Origin of the sequence: Bacillus sp. PPSBB_11, assembly GCF_038023285.1 — a bacterium.
GTDB classification, from domain to species: Bacteria; Bacillota; Bacilli; order Bacillales; family Bacillaceae; genus Bacillus; species Bacillus altitudinis.
In genome coordinates this window covers 3097761-3114174 of the sequence record NZ_CP150633.1, presented here as the reverse complement: position 1 = coordinate 3114174, position 16414 = coordinate 3097761, and the positions used below count along the sequence as shown (strand labels likewise).

15 protein-coding genes are annotated in these 16414 nt (G+C 39.8%); 4 read left to right on the top strand and 11 right to left on the bottom strand.

The window, feature by feature from the left end; genetic code table 11:
- The first annotated feature begins 3 nt into the window (after window positions 1–3).
- On the top strand, window positions 4–372 hold the full coding sequence (locus tag V7L95_RS15220; protein WP_007499443.1) for a multidrug efflux SMR transporter: 369 nt from the start codon (window positions 4–6) through the stop codon (window positions 370–372).
- A 45-nt stretch (window positions 373–417) separates the two neighbouring features.
- Here V7L95_RS15220 and V7L95_RS15215 read toward each other — a convergent pair whose 3' ends face one another.
- Together V7L95_RS15215 and V7L95_RS15210 are read right to left on the bottom strand one after the other, a co-directional pair.
- Window positions 418–867 carry an OsmC family protein gene (locus V7L95_RS15215; RefSeq protein ID WP_058213761.1) on the bottom strand — a complete coding sequence of 150 codons (450 nt, stop codon included), beginning with the start codon at window positions 865–867 and terminating at the stop codon, window positions 418–420.
- Between the two features lie 76 nt (window positions 868–943).
- The gene (locus V7L95_RS15210) at window positions 944–1678 is read right to left on the bottom strand and encodes a poly-gamma-glutamate hydrolase family protein (RefSeq protein ID WP_056704769.1); all 735 of its coding nucleotides are present in this window, start codon (window positions 1676–1678) and stop codon (window positions 944–946) included.
- A 584-nt stretch (window positions 1679–2262) separates the two neighbouring features.
- Here V7L95_RS15210 and V7L95_RS15205 point away from each other — a divergent pair.
- A complete protein-coding gene (locus V7L95_RS15205) occupies window positions 2263–3588 on the top strand; it encodes a S8 family peptidase (RefSeq protein ID WP_017359040.1) in 1326 nt (441 codons plus the stop codon).
- An 89-nt stretch (window positions 3589–3677) separates the two neighbouring features.
- Here V7L95_RS15205 and V7L95_RS15200 read toward each other — a convergent pair whose 3' ends face one another.
- The 3 genes from V7L95_RS15200 to V7L95_RS15190 form a co-directional block, all read right to left on the bottom strand.
- Complete coding sequence (locus tag V7L95_RS15200) at window positions 3678–4826, bottom strand: Rap family tetratricopeptide repeat protein (protein WP_017359041.1); 1149 nt, start codon at window positions 4824–4826, stop codon at window positions 3678–3680.
- 165 nt (window positions 4827–4991) lie between these two features.
- On the bottom strand, window positions 4992–5741 hold the full coding sequence (locus tag V7L95_RS15195) for a poly-gamma-glutamate hydrolase family protein (RefSeq protein ID WP_008344021.1): 750 nt from the start codon (window positions 5739–5741) through the stop codon (window positions 4992–4994).
- 314 nt (window positions 5742–6055) lie between these two features.
- On the bottom strand, window positions 6056–6529 hold the full coding sequence (locus V7L95_RS15190; protein WP_007499456.1) for a CarD family transcriptional regulator: 474 nt from the start codon (window positions 6527–6529) through the stop codon (window positions 6056–6058).
- 591 nt (window positions 6530–7120) lie between these two features.
- Between V7L95_RS15190 and V7L95_RS15185 the strand changes: the two genes are divergently transcribed.
- Complete coding sequence (locus V7L95_RS15185) at window positions 7121–7522, top strand: hypothetical protein (RefSeq protein WP_340967072.1); 402 nt, start codon at window positions 7121–7123, stop codon at window positions 7520–7522.
- Between the two features lie 125 nt (window positions 7523–7647).
- Window positions 7648–8184, top strand: a complete 537-nt coding sequence (bslA, locus tag V7L95_RS15180) for a biofilm surface layer hydrophobin BslA (RefSeq protein ID WP_017367279.1) — start codon at window positions 7648–7650, stop codon at window positions 8182–8184.
- A 145-nt stretch (window positions 8185–8329) separates the two neighbouring features.
- Here the strand turns inward: bslA and V7L95_RS15175 are convergent, their stop codons facing one another.
- The 6 genes from V7L95_RS15175 to miaB form a co-directional block, all read right to left on the bottom strand.
- Window positions 8330–8503, bottom strand: coding sequence for a hypothetical protein (locus tag V7L95_RS15175; protein ID WP_158082758.1), 174 nt, complete (start codon window positions 8501–8503; stop codon window positions 8330–8332).
- Between the two features lie 201 nt (window positions 8504–8704).
- The gene (gene mutL / locus V7L95_RS15170; RefSeq protein ID WP_182489161.1) at window positions 8705–10606 is read right to left on the bottom strand and encodes a DNA mismatch repair endonuclease MutL; all 1902 of its coding nucleotides are present in this window, start codon (window positions 10604–10606) and stop codon (window positions 8705–8707) included.
- 22 nt (window positions 10607–10628) lie between these two features.
- On the bottom strand, window positions 10629–13205 hold the full coding sequence (gene mutS / locus V7L95_RS15165; RefSeq protein WP_340967063.1) for a DNA mismatch repair protein MutS: 2577 nt from the start codon (window positions 13203–13205) through the stop codon (window positions 10629–10631).
- A gap of 124 nt (window positions 13206–13329) precedes the next feature.
- Complete coding sequence (gene cotE, locus V7L95_RS15160; protein WP_007499466.1) at window positions 13330–13875, bottom strand: outer spore coat protein CotE; 546 nt, start codon at window positions 13873–13875, stop codon at window positions 13330–13332.
- Between the two features lie 462 nt (window positions 13876–14337).
- Window positions 14338–14772: a RicAFT regulatory complex protein RicA family protein gene (locus V7L95_RS15155; protein ID WP_008344661.1), complete on the bottom strand. Its 435-nt coding sequence runs from the start codon at window positions 14770–14772 to the stop codon at window positions 14338–14340.
- A gap of 1 nt (window position 14773) precedes the next feature.
- On the bottom strand, window positions 14774–16300 hold the full coding sequence (gene miaB, locus V7L95_RS15150; protein ID WP_113747385.1) for a tRNA (N6-isopentenyl adenosine(37)-C2)-methylthiotransferase MiaB: 1527 nt from the start codon (window positions 16298–16300) through the stop codon (window positions 14774–14776).
- Window positions 16301–16414: the final 114 nt, after the last annotated feature.

The following is a 16414-nucleotide window of genomic DNA, read 5'->3' as shown; positions in this document are numbered from 1 at the left end:
GATATGAAAGGAATGCTTTATTTAACAGGAGCCATTTTGACAGAGGTTTTTGGCAGTACGATGCTGAAGCTTTCGCAAGGTTTTACACAGGTGCTGCCGAGTATGGGGGTGCTGATCGGATTTGGATGTGCCTTTACCTTTCTCAGTTTGGCACTCAAAACAATTGAGTTGTCATCTGCATATGCCACTTGGTCTGGGGTCGGTACAGCACTTACTGCTCTTGTGGGCCTCGTGCTATTTAACGAAACCATTCATATGAAAGGATTCATTGGTCTTGCACTTGTCATATGCGGCGTCATTGTCTTAAATCAATCCAAAAAACAAAAGGAAGAAAAGAAAGAACCATTCGATCAAACCGAATGGACGTCATAAAAAAAGTCATTTTCTCCATTAATCAAGAGAAAATGACTTTTTTACTTAATAACCAGCTTTGATGGTTTCTTCTAAGGAAATATGGACATTCCCTTGCACAGCTCTAGAGATCATACATGAGCTTTCAGCTTTATGTGCAAGCTTACGAGCTCGTTCTATGTCCTGTGCTGTAGCCGACTCTTTGAGAATGATGACAGGACGGTGAATGATTTTCTCATATGTAAACACACCGTTTGTCACATCGACAACTGCCTCAGAGCTCATCGATAAATCCTCTTTCTCTAATTGACTCCGCTCCATCATGGCTGCAAGTGTAATGATATAACATGTGGCCGCTGCACCTAGGAGCATCTCATCTGGATTTGTTCCAATACCCGGTCCATCCATTTCTTTTGGAATGGAAATCTCCGTCTTTAACTGTTCACATTCGATTGTCCCCACATCGTTACGCAGACCAGGCCAGTTTGCCTGAAGATGAAAATGATGACGCGCCATATCTGTCTCTCCTTTTGTTATCACTTTTTATAGTGTAACAAGAATTCATCTTGCTGTCTTAAGATGTGCACCATCCTTACGTATATTCTTCATCCAGCACCGTTCGAATCGCCCTGACATACCGGTAGAACGTCTCGTTTTTTGTACTCGACCGCTGCCGAAAATCGAAACTGTCAAATAACGCTTCACGCTGACTTCTACTAATCTCAAGCTGTACACTTTGCCCTGTTTTTGTAAGATTATTAATATTATGATTGCTCGTTCCGCTTAGGGTTGCGTGTGCAACTGCAAGTTCAGCAGAAAAACCGTTGCGCTCTAATGAGTTCACAATTTTTTCAGCACGGTCATAGTCTGTTCCGCCAACAAGGGTGTGGTCAATTCCCGGCTCCCCTTTATATCCATGAACAGCTAATACATAATCATGTGCTTTTGCCTGTGCGACTCCGATTGGTTCATCGAAGTTTGTACTTGTAATATGAAGTTCTGATGCATTTTCTCTCAAACCTTCAAATAAGTACGTAGAAAAATCGTTATCAAAAAAATGGACAATCTCACTAACGCCGCCTTCGATTCTCCCGCCATGAGGCGACATCACTAGAAGACGGCTGCCGGGCACTGGATTGGATGTGATTTGATAATGATCTGTTGATTCATTCTCTTCCAGTTCTTTAAAATTGCGATACATATCATTTGAACCGCTTTCGTCTTCTCCACCTGATGACACTGGCTCATCATGTTCCTGTGCTTGCATGGTATAATAGACGCCCCATCCGATGACAAGCAGGAGAAGCAAAGCAAAAAACTTCTTCATTCCCGTTCTCCTTTAACAGATTTCTAAGCCGTTTCTATGATTAATATTGAATCATCATTTCTTTTCATTTTTTCCACATTTTCTCTTCAAATTTGATCATAACACTCTAGATCATGAGATTCCTCAAAAATAAGATAATTGCATTTATATACACAGAAACGCCTTTCCTGATTGAAAACAGAGTTAGAATAGTATGACAAACAAATGAAGTTATGTTTAAAATGACCTAGTCCTACCCAGTCTGTTTTCTTTAATTCGTCTTTTTTTTATGCGAATTTGATTTTTTTCATCTGGAATGAATCACATTTGTATGAGCATTGACCCTGTCTAGAACCCCCCTTTTTTCTGCAGAATCCTCTGTTTTACTGGTTCTCTAAGAAGAACTCTCCCACCTATCATCGGCAGTTTTAATATGATTTCCACCTTTTTCTATTATTTTACAAAATGTAAGCGCTTTTCTTTTTAAAGGGAATGAGTCAGCCGCCAATATGAACAAAAGAAGGGACAAGAATCCGAACAAAGATGCTGTCATGTTCATAACGTAAGAGTGTACGAGAATGGATAGCTAGAATGGAGGGCATCACATGTTTGGATTTTCCATGGTACAAATGGTCAGAACACATGCTAGTAAATTGGATCAGCCTTTAAGAGAGACCGTCCTTCACCTCTATAAGCCTTTTAAGTGGACGCCTTGTTTTCTTCATCGTTTTTTTGAAGGAAGGTTAAAGAAGAGCAAGAAGCTTCGGGTCATCATTGAATTTAAAGAAGATGCAGTCGAAGCAGGTATTCAAAGCACAAAGCAGCTAATGAAAAAAAGCAGAAAAACAAACATCAAAAAACATTTTTCACATATTAACTGCTGCGCAGCTGATCTTACCCCTGCTGCTTTAGAGGAACTCTTAGCAAATGGGGAGCATATTCGCAAAATATATTTAGACAGACAGGTACATGCACTGCTGGATGTGGCGACACAATCAAGTCATGCGGATGAAGTCGTTCGAAATGGCACAACCTTAACCGGTGAAGGCATTACGGTAGCGGTCGTTGACACAGGCATATACCCACATGAGGACTTAGATGGAAGAATTCGCGACTTTGTAGATTTAGTCAAACAAAAAACGAAACCTTACGATGATAACGGTCATGGAACGCATTGCGCTGGGGATGTGGCTGGAGACGGAGCTGCCTCAGACGGCTTATACAAAGGACCCGCTCCAAAAGCCAATATCATTGGGGTAAAAGTGTTAAATAAACAAGGCGCTGGATCACTTTCTACTATTATAGAAGGTGTTGAATGGTGCATACAGTTCAACGAAGACCATCCTGATGACCCAATTCACATTATCAGTATGTCGCTAGGCGGCGATGCGCAGCGTTATGATGACGAACAAGACGATCCGATGGTGCGCGCTGTCAATGCAGCTTGGGATCAAGGGATTGTTGTATGCGTTGCTGCTGGGAACTCCGGTCCTAACAGTCAAACAATCGCAAGCCCTGCCGTGAGTCAAAAAGTCATTACGGTCGGAGCCTATGATGATCGAAATACGCCAGAATCAAGTGACGATGTCGTGGCACCATTTTCGAGCAGAGGTCCAACGGTCTATGGTGAAACAAAGCCCGACCTCCTCGCACCAGGAGTCAATATCGTCTCTCTTAGATCACCAAGATCATTCCTAGATAAACTAGATAAATCAAGTAGAGTCGATGATGATTATACGACGTTATCTGGCACTTCGATGGCGACACCCATTTGTGCCGGTATCTGCGCACTATTATTAGAGCATTCATCAGATTTAACTCCTGATGAAGTCAAAACTTTATTAAAAGAAAATACAAGCAAGTGGTCTGGAGAGGATCCAATGATCTACGGAGCAGGTGCCATCGACGCAGAAAAAGCAATCCAAGAATAAATAAAAAAGCCCTTTACGTTTTTCGTAAAGGGTGTTGTTTTATCTGTTTTTATGTGTGAAGTCTTTCTTCTACTTGAGCAGCTGACATGTTATGCTTCGTTCTCATACATCTCATCTCCTTTTTGAATGTGCGTACGCGCTTCGATCACAATTTCAAAAAAAGTGGAAGATTCCTTGTACATGTCGCGTTCCTTATAATAATTAGCCGCATCAAGTGCCAATTCCTCTAAATCAGCAAACATTTTTTTGTTTCGTAGTCCCAAAAGGGCTGACCTCAATTGTTCCCAGCTGTCTGTTTCTATATAGAGTGCCTGTAAAAATTGGAATTTCAATTGATAAATTTCATCTCCCAATATAGAGGCCTGATTCATGCCTTCCTTTATAGCCTCACTCGCTCGCTCCATATCTTCGAGTTTAAAACAAGTAAGAGCCAGTGAAAACAATGATTTGATCATCGTTGCAGCTTGATCTTTTTGATAAAGTGAAATGGCTTGTTCAAAGAAGACAGTCGCTGTATGGTAGGTTCCCATACTATAATGACAAGTTCCTAAGTTATTGAGGGCCATCGCCTTAAAATAAGATGTGCATTCTTTTCTTTCCATTGCTTCACACACTTTTAAAGCTTTTTCTAAATAAGGGAGCGCTTTTTGATGCTGACTTACATCAATCCAATTACCTGCCATCACAAAATCGCATTGAATGCTTCTTTTTCCATAAAGCTGATGTTTCTTATAGATGTCTCTCGCTTTTTTCGCATAATGCATAGAAAAATAGGTTTGTTTCATATGATAGTATACTTCAGCAATTTTATAATAAAATTCCGCTTTTTCGATCTCATCTGTCACTAAGATCAGCTGATGTTCCGCATGCTTATAATAGGAAATGGCTTCGATATACCGGTGCTGGGTAAATGCATACATTCCATGAAAAAAATGAAAGTAATAACCCAATAAACCCGTCATCTCATCTTCTGCCTCTTCAATTTCTTTTGGAAAAGAAACCGCTTGAAGCGATTCATTCCCTGCATGGACTGGCGTTAAGTGCTGAAGCATCATTTGATGGCGAAAATCCATGAGAGAATAATAGAGTAATAAATCTTGATCTTCTTCCATCTCATGAATGTCTTCTTCAACAAGGCGCTTCATATCGTTTGCCTGATCAACTTCAAATTTGCAAATATGTGTGTACCATTGATTGATTTTTACACCTACTTCGGAAGATGGTATTTTGTGTGCCATCCACTTCAGCCCCATTCTATCATATCAAACTGATAACTATTATTTTACATAATTTATGATTTTAAGGCAAATTGTCATTTATTTCATATTTTATGTTGATTTTGCACATTTCTATCTTTTTTACCAAGTTTAAAGAGAGTACTTTTGCCCATCAAAACCTTTTTTCTACGAAGAAGGGTCGAATTCTCTAAGCACTTCTTTTAAACCACTGACATAGCGACTAAATGCTTTTTTCTTTCCTTTTCTCGTATCAAAGTTGTCAAAAAAGGCTTTTCTCTGCGCCGTACTAATTTCTAATTGGACACTTTCGCCACTTGCATTTTGATTATTAATGTTGTTTGGATCCGTACCAGAGAGGCGCTCACCTTTTTGCACGAGCTCTGCAGAGAAGCCCCGGTCTTTTAGTTCTCGCACAACCGCTTCTTGCATTTTTTCGTTTGTCCCGCCCACAAGTGTATGTCTTCTATCACTTTTATAGCCGTGGATTGATATAGAAAAGGGATATGTTTTAATCATTTGAACCAAAATCGGTTCATCGAATTTTGTACTAGTGATATGCAAGTCACGATTGTTATCTTGTTTTGTCCCTTCAAATAAATACGTAGAGTACTTCTTTTCAAATGCTTCTACAATTTCACTTGTTCCTGGTTCAATTTCGCCGCCGTGAGGAGAAAAGACAAGTAAGTCACTTCCCCCTTTTTCATGAAACTCTATCTCATAGCCGTCTCTTTCATGCCGTATAAGCTGTTTAAAACTTTCATATTGATCCCCTTTTTTTCGCTCTTTCTTATACTTTTCTACTTCTTCATGATGTTGTTTTTGCTCTTTATTTTCTTGGATAGAATGGCTGCATTTCACCATTAAAAGAGCACACAGGATGAGAAAGATGAATCCACTTATGAGTAGTCTTTTCATTTCACCGCTCCTTTTCATTCTCTTCGATGTCATCTTATCGCATTATTTTACTATCAATCGCTAAAAGAATTCAAAGAATGTCCGGCTCCTTTTCATGAATCAGGAGAACTTACCTGTTTTATTATGTTGCCCTAGGTATTTTCGGCTTCTTTAAAACGGTTCTTGTGCAAGTAAAAACTAAATCCTATGACCTCATTTTAGTTTTAGTCAAAAACACCTACAAAATTGGGAATTTTCAGCTTTTTTCAAATAAAAAAGCTGTAAACAAAAGGAATATCTCCTTCTGTTTACAGCCAGTCTCTGTATATCCAGCATTAAACTCTTAATTCATTCTCTAATGCTGTCAGCACTTCATCTTGCGACATGCCTTGTGCAAGTGAAATTTCGCTCACTAACATGCCCCGTGCATCTTCAAGCATCTTCTTTTCACTAGAATTTAAGGCTTTTTTCTGATTACGTCTCATCAGATCTTTGACAACGTCTGCGCCATCTTCAATCGAACCTGTTTTTAGCTTTTTCAGATTTTCATCATATCTTTGCTTCCAAGTAAGCGTGTCGTCGTTTGTTTCTTCTGCAAAATTGTTCATCACAACTTTCAGCGTAGCTTGATCAGCTACCGGACGTATACCTAGTTGATTGATTCTGCCTTTTGGGACCATCATCTGCATATTCGGCATTTGAATCAGAAAATATTCCTGCGTCTTACCTAAAATCTCTTTTTCTTCCATTCCTTCAATCACACCGGCTCCATGCATTGGATAAACAATTTTATCACCTATTTGAAACAAATCCGCCACCTCCGAAAGTATTCACAATATCATTATAACACATTTCAGCAGAGGATAAAAATTTATATTTTATCATGTTAATTTAGCACTAGTCAATTCTTTTTATTTGAGTTTTTAAAGAATTAGCCTTTTTTTACAAAAGGAGCGCCACCATCCAGTCCTCGTACACCTTTCTTGCATATACTAGCATTGAGTCACATTTAGGAGGGATGACAATGTGCAAATGCAAGAGCAAACATTCCCACTCAAAATGCTATAAAAAGCATGACGATCATCACCATATTGATCCGTGTGAAAAAAAGAAGTTTTATCATAAAAAAGATGATTGGTTTGAGAGCGATTTTTGGGATACTTCAAGAAGCTACGATCCCCATTATTTTCCTAAAAGTGTCTGCAGCAGATGTAAGAAGCGTCGCAGAAAAAGACATAGCTTCTCATTTTAGTGTTTGACGCTACACCTGCTTTTTGTTTTCCCGGCTGAAAAGCCGGTTTTTTTTGTTACATGTTGTTCTTTTCTTTCATATGGATAGGCTCATGAAACAGGTGCAGCTCATAAGATATGGCAACCTGAAAAAAAGGATGAGATACAAAATGAATAATATGAATAACCAAACAAACCATTACCATCAAGAAAATCCCTATCACACGTTTGAAAATGTGTATACAGCCAATCATGAGCATATGATCGCACCAAACATGCATGACCCTATGAATATGCCAAATCATTATCATACCGGTAAAAAAGATGCTTATAGCGGACACCACCCGCATCATCATTCAGCCTATTCTCCTTTTACGAAGCAGTATGATCCCTATTCAAATGTACAGATGAACGATCACCATCACTTCGGTCACTACGGCGGTTATGGTATGGCTCCCCACCAGCCATACGGCTATCATGATATGCAAATGATGATGCCGGCAAATCATCATTTGACAGGAAATGCTTACGGAATAAACCAACCAAATGCATTCCTACCTCGTTATTACTAAAAAACAAGCAAAATAAGGGTATAAAATACCATTTAATGACATATAGAAATATGGTAACCTTATAGGTAAATAATGGATGTAATCATCTATTATTTACCTATAATCAACCAAGGGGGAAGGAAGAAATGAAGAAAACATGGACAATCATTATGATGGGGATGCTGACATTGGTCATGGCACTCTCAGTACCGCTAGCCGCATCAGCTGAAGGGGCTAAAACAGAGGAAAGCAAAGCTTCAACGAATGCAAGGCCAGCTGCACTTTATGCAAAAATCACAGGAGCAAGTAAACAGGAATGGTCTTTTTCTGACATTGACCTGACTTACCGTCCAAATTCTGTTCTAAGTATTGGTGCAGTTGAATTTACTTTACCAGCAGGTTTTCAAGCCACAACAAAGGATATTATCAACGGAAAAGCTTTAAAAGACAGTTACATTTTGAACAATGGAAAAACTGTTCGCATTCCAGCTCGTTTCGATTTATTCGGAAGTTCCCAATATACATTACAACTTTCTCATAAAGTACTTCCTGCTGCAGGTACATATACGTTCCGCGCAGAAAATCGTGCGATCAGCATCGGTTCCACATTTTATGCAGAGGATACGATTGATATTAATAAACGGCCAGTTGTCGTCACACCGCCAAATCCTTGCGGATGCTAAACAAAAAAGCGCTCTTAGAGCGCTTTTTCTCATTTATCACAACTATTGCCGCTGTGCTTACTGCACTTTATATAATTGTTACACCATATCTCATGATGGACTGTCATCATTTAGTTGGCAAACCCATATATGGCGTTTTTTATTGTTATTTTTGCTCTTTTAGTTTTTTAAAAATCACAAATTGATATACGCCAAATAGTAAGGTTAGGATCATCATTGCGGTAAATAGTTGGTCGACTGGAAGCAAAAAATATACGACAAAAAAAGATAAGAGCAAAACAAAGTAACCTATATTGAACGCTTTTTTGAATGTCATCATATTCCCTCCTTTTTACAATCATATCACGCTTCACCTAATCGTATAACCAAATAACAAAAACCCCTATCCATTTGAGGAAAGGGGTTATCCTTACAACATGACAGCGGATGTTTATCTTCACATCACAACAACACGAAACAGACTATCGGATTGAAAAATTAATTGGTGGGCAAACCGATTCACCCACCAGCTAAAATCCTGCTACATCACCCGTTTAAACATTTTTTCCATTTCGTATGTAGAATGATGAATCATAATCGGCCGGCCATGCGGACATGTAAATGGGTCTTGTGTTTGCCGGAGTTCATCTAATAAGGCTTTGATTTCATCGTGACGCAAATGACGATTTGCTTTAATTGAGCCTTTACAGCTCATCATAATCGCCGCTTCTTCTCTCAGTTTCTTGATATCCACACGCTTTTCATCAAGTACTTGCTGAATGATTTCTTCGATGAGTTCAGCCTCTTCCCCTTTAGGAAACCACTGCGGATGTGATCGAACGATATAGCTACCTGATCCAAATGGCTCTAAGAAGACCCCTACTTTTGCTAAAATATCGATATGCTCTTCAATAATCAACATATCATTTTTTGAGTAGTGAAAGGTTAATGGAACAAGCATTTCTTGCACTTCCTGTTCAATGTCTCCTACCTTTTCACGAAAGTACTCATACTTGATTCGCTCTTGGGCAGCGTGCTGATCGATGATATAAAGACCGCGTTCATTTTGGGCCAAAATATATGTTCCATGCATTTGTCCAATCGGATACATCACAGGGACACGTTCACTTTCAGCCTGATGCTGGGCTGCACTCTCTTCCAGTATCACTTCGTCATGTTGTTCATGCGAAGCTGCAGATTCCTCTACATATACATGGTCAAACGTTTCTTCAGACGATGCTGGTAAAGGCGCTTCCGTACTTTCCGGTTCACGCACCCCGTATGTGTCGTTCTGACTAGTCTCGTATACAGCCGATGCGAGTGAGTCCGGCTCATAGGAAACAGGTGTTTCCATTCGGCTTTTCATTGTTTGTTTAGAATCAAAAGATAAGGACTGTTGCTCATTTTTCACTGCTGGCATTGGTGCTTTTTTTGACACTGAAGCACTTGGAATGAGCTGTTGCTTTTGAAAGACGTCCTTAATCCCTTGTTTGATCAACTCATGAAGTTCTTGCTCTTTACTTAGTCTGACTTCAAGTTTAGAAGGATGTACGTTCACATCGACTAAAATGGGGTCCATCTTCATCTCAATAAATGTAATTGGATGGCGTCCGATCGGGAGCAGTGTATGGTATCCTTCATGAATGGCTTTCACCAGCGGGAAATGCTTGACATATCTACCGTTGACAACAGAAGACATATAATTACGTGATGCCCTTGTCACTTCTGGTAAGGAAATATAGCCTTTCACTTCAAAATCAAGTGATTGTACATGTAGTGGCAGCATTTTTTTGGCCACTGCCGTTCCATAAATGGCCGCAAGCACATGCCGCACATCTCCGTTTCCATTTGTTTGAAGCAGCACTTTTCCTTGATGTCGCAAACGAATCGACACTTCTGGATGAGCAAGTGCAATTCGGTTCACAACATCAGAAATGTTGCCAAGCTCCGTATGAACAGTTTTCATGTATTTTAGACGGGCTGGCGTATTATAAAATAAGTTGGTGACCACAATTTCGGTGCCGCGACGGCCAGAGGTTTTTTTCTCCGAAATGATCTTCCCGCCTTGGAGAGCTAAGTGTGTTCCAGCACCTTCACCGGTACTTGTCTTCATTTCTAAGTGAGAGACAGAGGCAATACTTGGCAGCGCCTCCCCCCTGAAACCGAGCGTCCTGACACGAAACAGATCATTTTCATCTTTGATTTTACTCGTCGCATGACGCTGAAAGGCGAGCTTACAATCTTCAGCATCGATTCCCACCCCATTATCAATAATTCTAATAGAAGAAAGTCCTGCTTCTTCTACATCGATTTCAATGACAGTACTACTAGCATCGATCGCATTTTCCACGAGCTCCTTCACAACAGAAGCCGGACGTTCGACCACTTCACCAGCTGCAATTTTATTTGATAGGTCATCGGATAACTGAATAATCTTTGCCATTTCTTGCTCACCTCACCTTACATTATAATTTCTTTTGCAATTCATATAGCTTTGTCATCGCTTCAAGCGGTGTCATATCCATTAAATTAAATGACTTCAATTCTTCGATCACTGCTTGATCTTTGTTTTTCAGCACAGGTTTTGTTTGCGGTTTTTCTTCCACTTCAAAGAAAGAAAGCTGCTGTTTTTCCTCAGCCATTTCTTTTTTCGGGGCTTTAGAGACGCGCGGAATCACTTCATGTGATCCGCTCTCAAGCTCCGTTAAGATGGTCTGGGCTCGATCAATGATCGCATCAGGCAGTTCAGCAAGCTGCGCTACATGGATGCCGTAGCTTTTATCCGCTGCACCTTCTTTGATTTGATGTAAGAAAACAACTGTTCCTTCATGCTCTTCAGCTCGCACGTGGACATTTTTCAGTTCGCTTAATTGGGATTCCAGTACCGTCAGTTCATGATAATGAGTGGAGAAAAGGGTTTTGGCACCAATATGATCATGCACAAATTCAATGATTGCCTGTGCAAGAGCCATTCCATCATAAGTGCTTGTCCCGCGTCCAATTTCATCAAATAAAATCAAGCTGTTCTTTGTCGCATGTACCATCGCATTTTTTGCTTCGAGCATCTCTACCATAAAAGTACTTTGACCAGAAATCAAATCATCTGCCGCCCCAATACGTGTAAAGATTTGATCAAAAATCGGAAGGGTTGCCTTTGATGCTGGCACAAAACAGCCAATTTGCGCAAGAATCGATATCAATGCCATTTGTCTCATATATGTGCTTTTCCCTGACATATTCGGACCAGTAATGAGCAAGGTTTGTCTCCCTTTGCCCATTTGGCAGTCATTCGGCACATACTCTTGATGATCCATCACTTTTTCAACAACAGGATGACGACCATCAATGACTTCCACTTCATCTGATGAAAATTCAGGGCGAACATAACGCCGTTTTTCACTCACAGTGGCAAAGCATTGCAGCGCATCAAGCTCACTCATTTGTTTTGCGAGCAACTGTAATCTAGGAATATAGGCTTTTACTTGTTCCCGAAGCGCAGAAAATAGTTCATATTCCAATTCACTAATATTTGATTCCGCCTCAAGAATAAGGGCTTCTTTTTCTTTCAATTCAGGTGTAATATACCGCTCTGCATTGGCAAGGGTTTGTTTTCTTTCATAACGGCCTTCTTCTAATAAATGCGTATTTGCACGGGTCACTTCGATATAGTAGCCAAACACTTTATTAAAGCCGACTTTCAACGATCGAATGCCTGTATATTCTCTTTCTTGCTGTTCAAGACGAGCGATCCAGTCTTTCCCGTTTCGGCTCGCATCACGATATTCATCTAATTTTGCATTGTAGCCGTCTTTAATCAAATTGCCTTCTTTTAACGTCATCGGCGGATTCTCATAAAGAGCATCTTCTAATAAATTAAGTAAATCACCGCATGGGTCAATGTCATTTGCTCTAGATTTCGCCATTTCCTCCGGGAGAGAATGGACAAGCTCTTTAATAGCCGGCACTTGCTTGAGAGATTCTTTCAATTGAATAAGATCACGAGCATTCACATTTCCAAATGCCACACGGCCTGCTAGACGTTCAAGATCATACACTTGCTTTAAACGTTCTCGCAGATCCTCTCGCTCAAAGAAATGTTCCATCAGAATTTGCACCATTTCCTGGCGTTCTTTGATTTGTGAAAGGCGGATGAGCGGACGATCAATCCATTGCTTCAGCAATCTTCCACCCATTGCCGTTTTTGTTTCATCTAAGAGCCATAATAAAGAACCCTTCTTGCTTTTTGAACGGATGGTTTCTGTTAATTCAAGGTTTCTTTTTGAGTAAAGATCAATTTTCATCGTTTGTTCAAGCTCAAATACTTGAACTTGCTGAAGATGATCAAGACTCCTTTTTTGCGTTCTTCTTAAGTATGCATAGAGTGTTAAAAATGCTATTTTCAGATGCTCGTCAAGATGAGAAACGAGTCGTTCCGCTTCATCTATTAATTCATCGCTATCTTCGTATGAGATGGTCGCTTGGCAGCGTTCCTTCAGGGTTTTTACCGTTTCTTCATCGAGCTGCTTTGATACCACAATCTCTTTTGCACCGACAGAATAAATTTCAGACACAACTTCCTCTAACCGTTCAATGAAAGCCGCCATGTTTTCACCTGTTGATAAATCGGAAAGCGCAAGACCGTAGCCATTTTGAAAGCTGGAAACAGACGCAATAAAGTTATTTTCGTTTTCATTCAGTCCTTTGCCATCCATGACCGTACCTGGTGTAATCAGTTGAACGACCTCTCTTTTGACCACACCTTTTGCTGTTTTAGGGTCTTCCACCTGCTCACAAATGGCGACTTTATAGCCTTTTTCTATCAGTTGTTCTATGTATGCAGACGCAGAATGATATGGAACACCACACATTGGAATCGTGCCGCCATCCCTGCTTGTTAACGTAATTTCTAATTCTTGTGCTGCTTCTTTTGCATCATCAAAAAACATTTCATAAAAATCGCCTAAGCGAAAAAATAAAAAGGCATCTTGGTAATCTGCCTTGATCTTTAAATATTGCTGTATCATGGGCGTATAACTTGCCATATTTCTAATCCCTCACTATATTACTTTCGAATTCATACCATCTTTCATTATAGCATAAAAATTCACCTTTTTTCCCTAGATCAAGGCACAAAAAAACTAGGGGGATATGCGCCCTAGTCATCAATTACTCTTCTGGATCACCCGCGAGGAATTCTGGATGAATATCTTCTAATTCCTCATCCACTTCTTCTTCCCATTCGTGATCATCTTTTTCTTTCCAGCTTGAATTGACTTCTACAACAATTTTGGTTTCCCCTACTACTTCAGCAATGAATTCACGCTCTGCTTGAACGACAATTTTATTGCCATTTGGAGAAATGGTGACTTCTAAGCAATTGGGCTGCTGTAAGACTTTCGCAATCACTTCGTGCTCATCATCAAGAAAGTTTTTATCTTTATATCTCAGTTTGATGATATCTACATATTTTACACGTTCTGTGACCACTTCGGTTTTCGTGTTGTCTGCGTAAGAATACCACACGTTAATATCAAATGTACCTTCAATCTCAACTGTTTTACCGACCTTTTCAGCATCATACTTATGATTAATGATCCAACCGCCTAGGATGCTGGTTGGTTTTTGCGATGGAGAAATGGTGTGTGTGCTTTGGGTAAATTTCCTCCCTTTTGCAACCACCGCTTTTGTAATAATTTCTCTGTATTCAGACATTCCGGCATGCCTCCTTGTTCTTGATCGTTTTATCTTATGCTGGGCATTCGTCTAGTGTGTCACGATTTTGAGTCTCATGTTCAATTAAATTCATTTCTGTTTCAGTGTATGCATGGTCGCCCATAAACTTGCCTTGAAAATTGGAAAAGTTGGAGAGTGAGAGATTGAGGTTGATGGAAGCTGAAAGATGTGATTTAATAATGAAGTCACAGTCCCTTTAGGAGTGGCTATATATAAAAATTAATATAAATTTTCGTTTAGAATTAAAGATTAAAATGAATATCAAAAAATTTTTACTTTTTTTAACTCGTATTAGGTATTTCATAAAGAAATAAACTAACCATATAAAATAAAATAGGGGCTGTGGCGTCAACAAATTGTTGATGTCACAGCCTTTAAACTACAAATAACAAATATAGATAAGAATACACAAACAAAAAACCCCGCATCTGCGGGGTTTTCTCATTTAATGGAGCAACTTGGGGATGAGTTTTTCACTTTTGAACCGGTTTCTCCTAATAAGAGGTCACCGCCGGTTGAAAGAATGATTTCATCCGTTACTTGATTAGAAATTGTGTGCGCTACAAGCTGAAGCAGGGAATTAACCTCTGTTTGTGATTCTTTGAATTCTTGAATCACTGGGATCTCATCCAGTTCTTCTTGCAGGGCATCAATTTTTTCTTCCACTTGTTTTAAGGCTTCATGTTTGCCATAATGCTTTAAATTCACAGCTTGCTTTTGAAGCGCCTTAATTTGATTAATGATCGCGGCAATTTTTGTATTTTCATTGATTTGCGCTTCTGCTTTTTTGAAGAAATCAACTTCTTCTGTTTCAGAAATCATTTTCGCGAGCTCTCTTGCGCGCTCGACAATCTCTTTCTTTGAATAAAGCGTCATTTTAATTCACCTCGATAGCTTCTCCAACCATTTCTCCGTCAAGAGACCAAGTTTTGGCTTGTGTGATTTTCACTTTGACGATGTTGCCAACCGCTTCTTTTGGTGCTTTAAAATTCACAAGCTTGCTTTTACTTGTATATCCGGCTAGGATCTCAGGGTTGTTTTTACTTTCACCCTCTACTAATACTTCGACAGTCTGCCCTTCATATTCCTTCATTTTTTTCGCAGAAATTTCATTTACGAGTGCATTCAGGCGCTGCAGACGTTCTTTTTTTACACGCATTGGCACGTTGTCTTTCATATTGGCTGCTGGTGTTCCTTCTCTTGGAGAGTAAATGAACGTATAAGCCGCATCAAACTCAACCTCACGATAGAGGGAAAGCGTCTCTTCAAACTGCTCATCTGTTTCATTTGGGAACCCAACGATAATGTCCGTTGTTAATGAAGCATTTGGCATTGCCTCTTTGATTTTGCGCACTAGGTCAAGGTAACGTTCACGATCGTATTTTCTTGCCATGAGTTTCAGCACAGAAGAACTTCCTGATTGAACCGGCAAATGAATATGGTCGAGAAGGTTTCCGCCTTTGGCAAGCACTTCAATTAAGTGATCATCAAAGTCACGCGGGTGGCTTGTTGTAAAACGGATACGTGGAATATCGATTTTACGCAGCTCATCCATTAGATGACCAAGACCATATTCCATGTCTTCAAAATCTTTTCCATACGCATTCACGTTTTGACCAAGAAGGGTAATTTCTTTATATCCTTCTGCTGCTAAGCGTCTGACCTCTTGAATAATTTCATCCGGACGGCGGCTTCTTTCCTTCCCGCGCGTGTACGGGACGATACAGTATGTACAGAATTTATCACAGCCGTACATAATATTCACCCAGCCCTTAATTTTTCCTTGGCGGGCTCTCGGAAGATTTTCAATCACATCGCCTTCTTTAGACCAAACCTCAATGACCATTTCTTTTGAAAGGTAGCATTCAGATAATAGTTCTGGCAGGCGGTGAATGTTGTGGGTACCGAAAATCAAGTCAACAAATGGGTGTTTCTTTAAAATACGGTTAACGACAGATTCTTCTTGCGACATGCATCCGCAGACGCCTAAGATTAAATCTGGCTTTTCACGCTTTAATGCTTTTAAATGACCAAGCTCTCCAAACACTTTGTTTTCTGCATTCTCACGAATGGCACAAGTGTTTAATAAGATGACATTCGCATCTTCAGTCGAATTTGTTGGTTCATAACCAAGCGCCATAAAAATACCAGCCATCACTTCTGTGTCATGCTCATTCATTTGACAGCCATATGTGCGAATATAAAACTTGCGGCCGTTCCCTAACCCTTGAAACCGCTCGTCAATTTGAAATTGATTGTATTCGACTTCTTCTTTACCCCGTTTTTTTGCATCTTTTAAGGAAGGCGGAATGTACACAGCTTCAAAATATTGGCTGTAGTCCTTCTCGGATTTTTTGTCCGATGAACTTACTTGTCCGCTCGCTTTTCTCTGCTCTTCATTCATGAATTTGTACTCCTTTCAAACCAAGCTCCACCCTACAGTATAGACTATTTTGTCGTGAATTGAAAATAAATTCATATGTGTTTTTTCTATGAAAAATGTCTATTCATCTGGACA

Bases quoted from the DNA above. Each gene is read 5' to 3' on its own strand.
- cotE (WP_007499466.1), bottom strand. From the start codon at position 13,875: ATGTCTGAATACAGAGAAATTATTACAAAAGCGGTGGTTGCAAAAGGG.
- V7L95_RS15185 (WP_340967072.1), top strand. From the start codon at position 7,121: ATGAATAATATGAATAACCAAACAAACCATTACCATCAAGAAAATCCC.
- V7L95_RS15215 (WP_058213761.1), bottom strand. From the start codon at position 867: ATGGCGCGTCATCATTTTCATCTTCAGGCAAACTGGCCTGGTCTGCGT.
- V7L95_RS15210 (WP_056704769.1), bottom strand. From the start codon at position 1,678: ATGAAGAAGTTTTTTGCTTTGCTTCTCCTGCTTGTCATCGGATGGGGC.
- V7L95_RS15205 (WP_017359040.1), top strand. From the start codon at position 2,263: ATGTTTGGATTTTCCATGGTACAAATGGTCAGAACACATGCTAGTAAA.
- V7L95_RS15155 (WP_008344661.1), bottom strand. From the start codon at position 14,772: ATGACGCTTTATTCAAAGAAAGAGATTGTCGAGCGCGCAAGAGAGCTC.
- V7L95_RS15195 (WP_008344021.1), bottom strand. From the start codon at position 5,741: ATGAAAAGACTACTCATAAGTGGATTCATCTTTCTCATCCTGTGTGCT.
- miaB (WP_113747385.1), bottom strand. From the start codon at position 16,300: ATGAATGAAGAGCAGAGAAAAGCGAGCGGACAAGTAAGTTCATCGGAC.
- V7L95_RS15175 (WP_158082758.1), bottom strand. From the start codon at position 8,503: ATGATGACATTCAAAAAAGCGTTCAATATAGGTTACTTTGTTTTGCTC.
- V7L95_RS15200 (WP_017359041.1), bottom strand. From the start codon at position 4,826: ATGGCACACAAAATACCATCTTCCGAAGTAGGTGTAAAAATCAATCAA.
- mutS (WP_340967063.1), bottom strand. From the start codon at position 13,205: ATGGCAAGTTATACGCCCATGATACAGCAATATTTAAAGATCAAGGCA.
- mutL (WP_182489161.1), bottom strand. From the start codon at position 10,606: ATGGCAAAGATTATTCAGTTATCCGATGACCTATCAAATAAAATTGCA.
- V7L95_RS15220 (WP_007499443.1), top strand. From the start codon at position 4: ATGAAAGGAATGCTTTATTTAACAGGAGCCATTTTGACAGAGGTTTTT.
- bslA (WP_017367279.1), top strand. From the start codon at position 7,648: ATGAAGAAAACATGGACAATCATTATGATGGGGATGCTGACATTGGTC.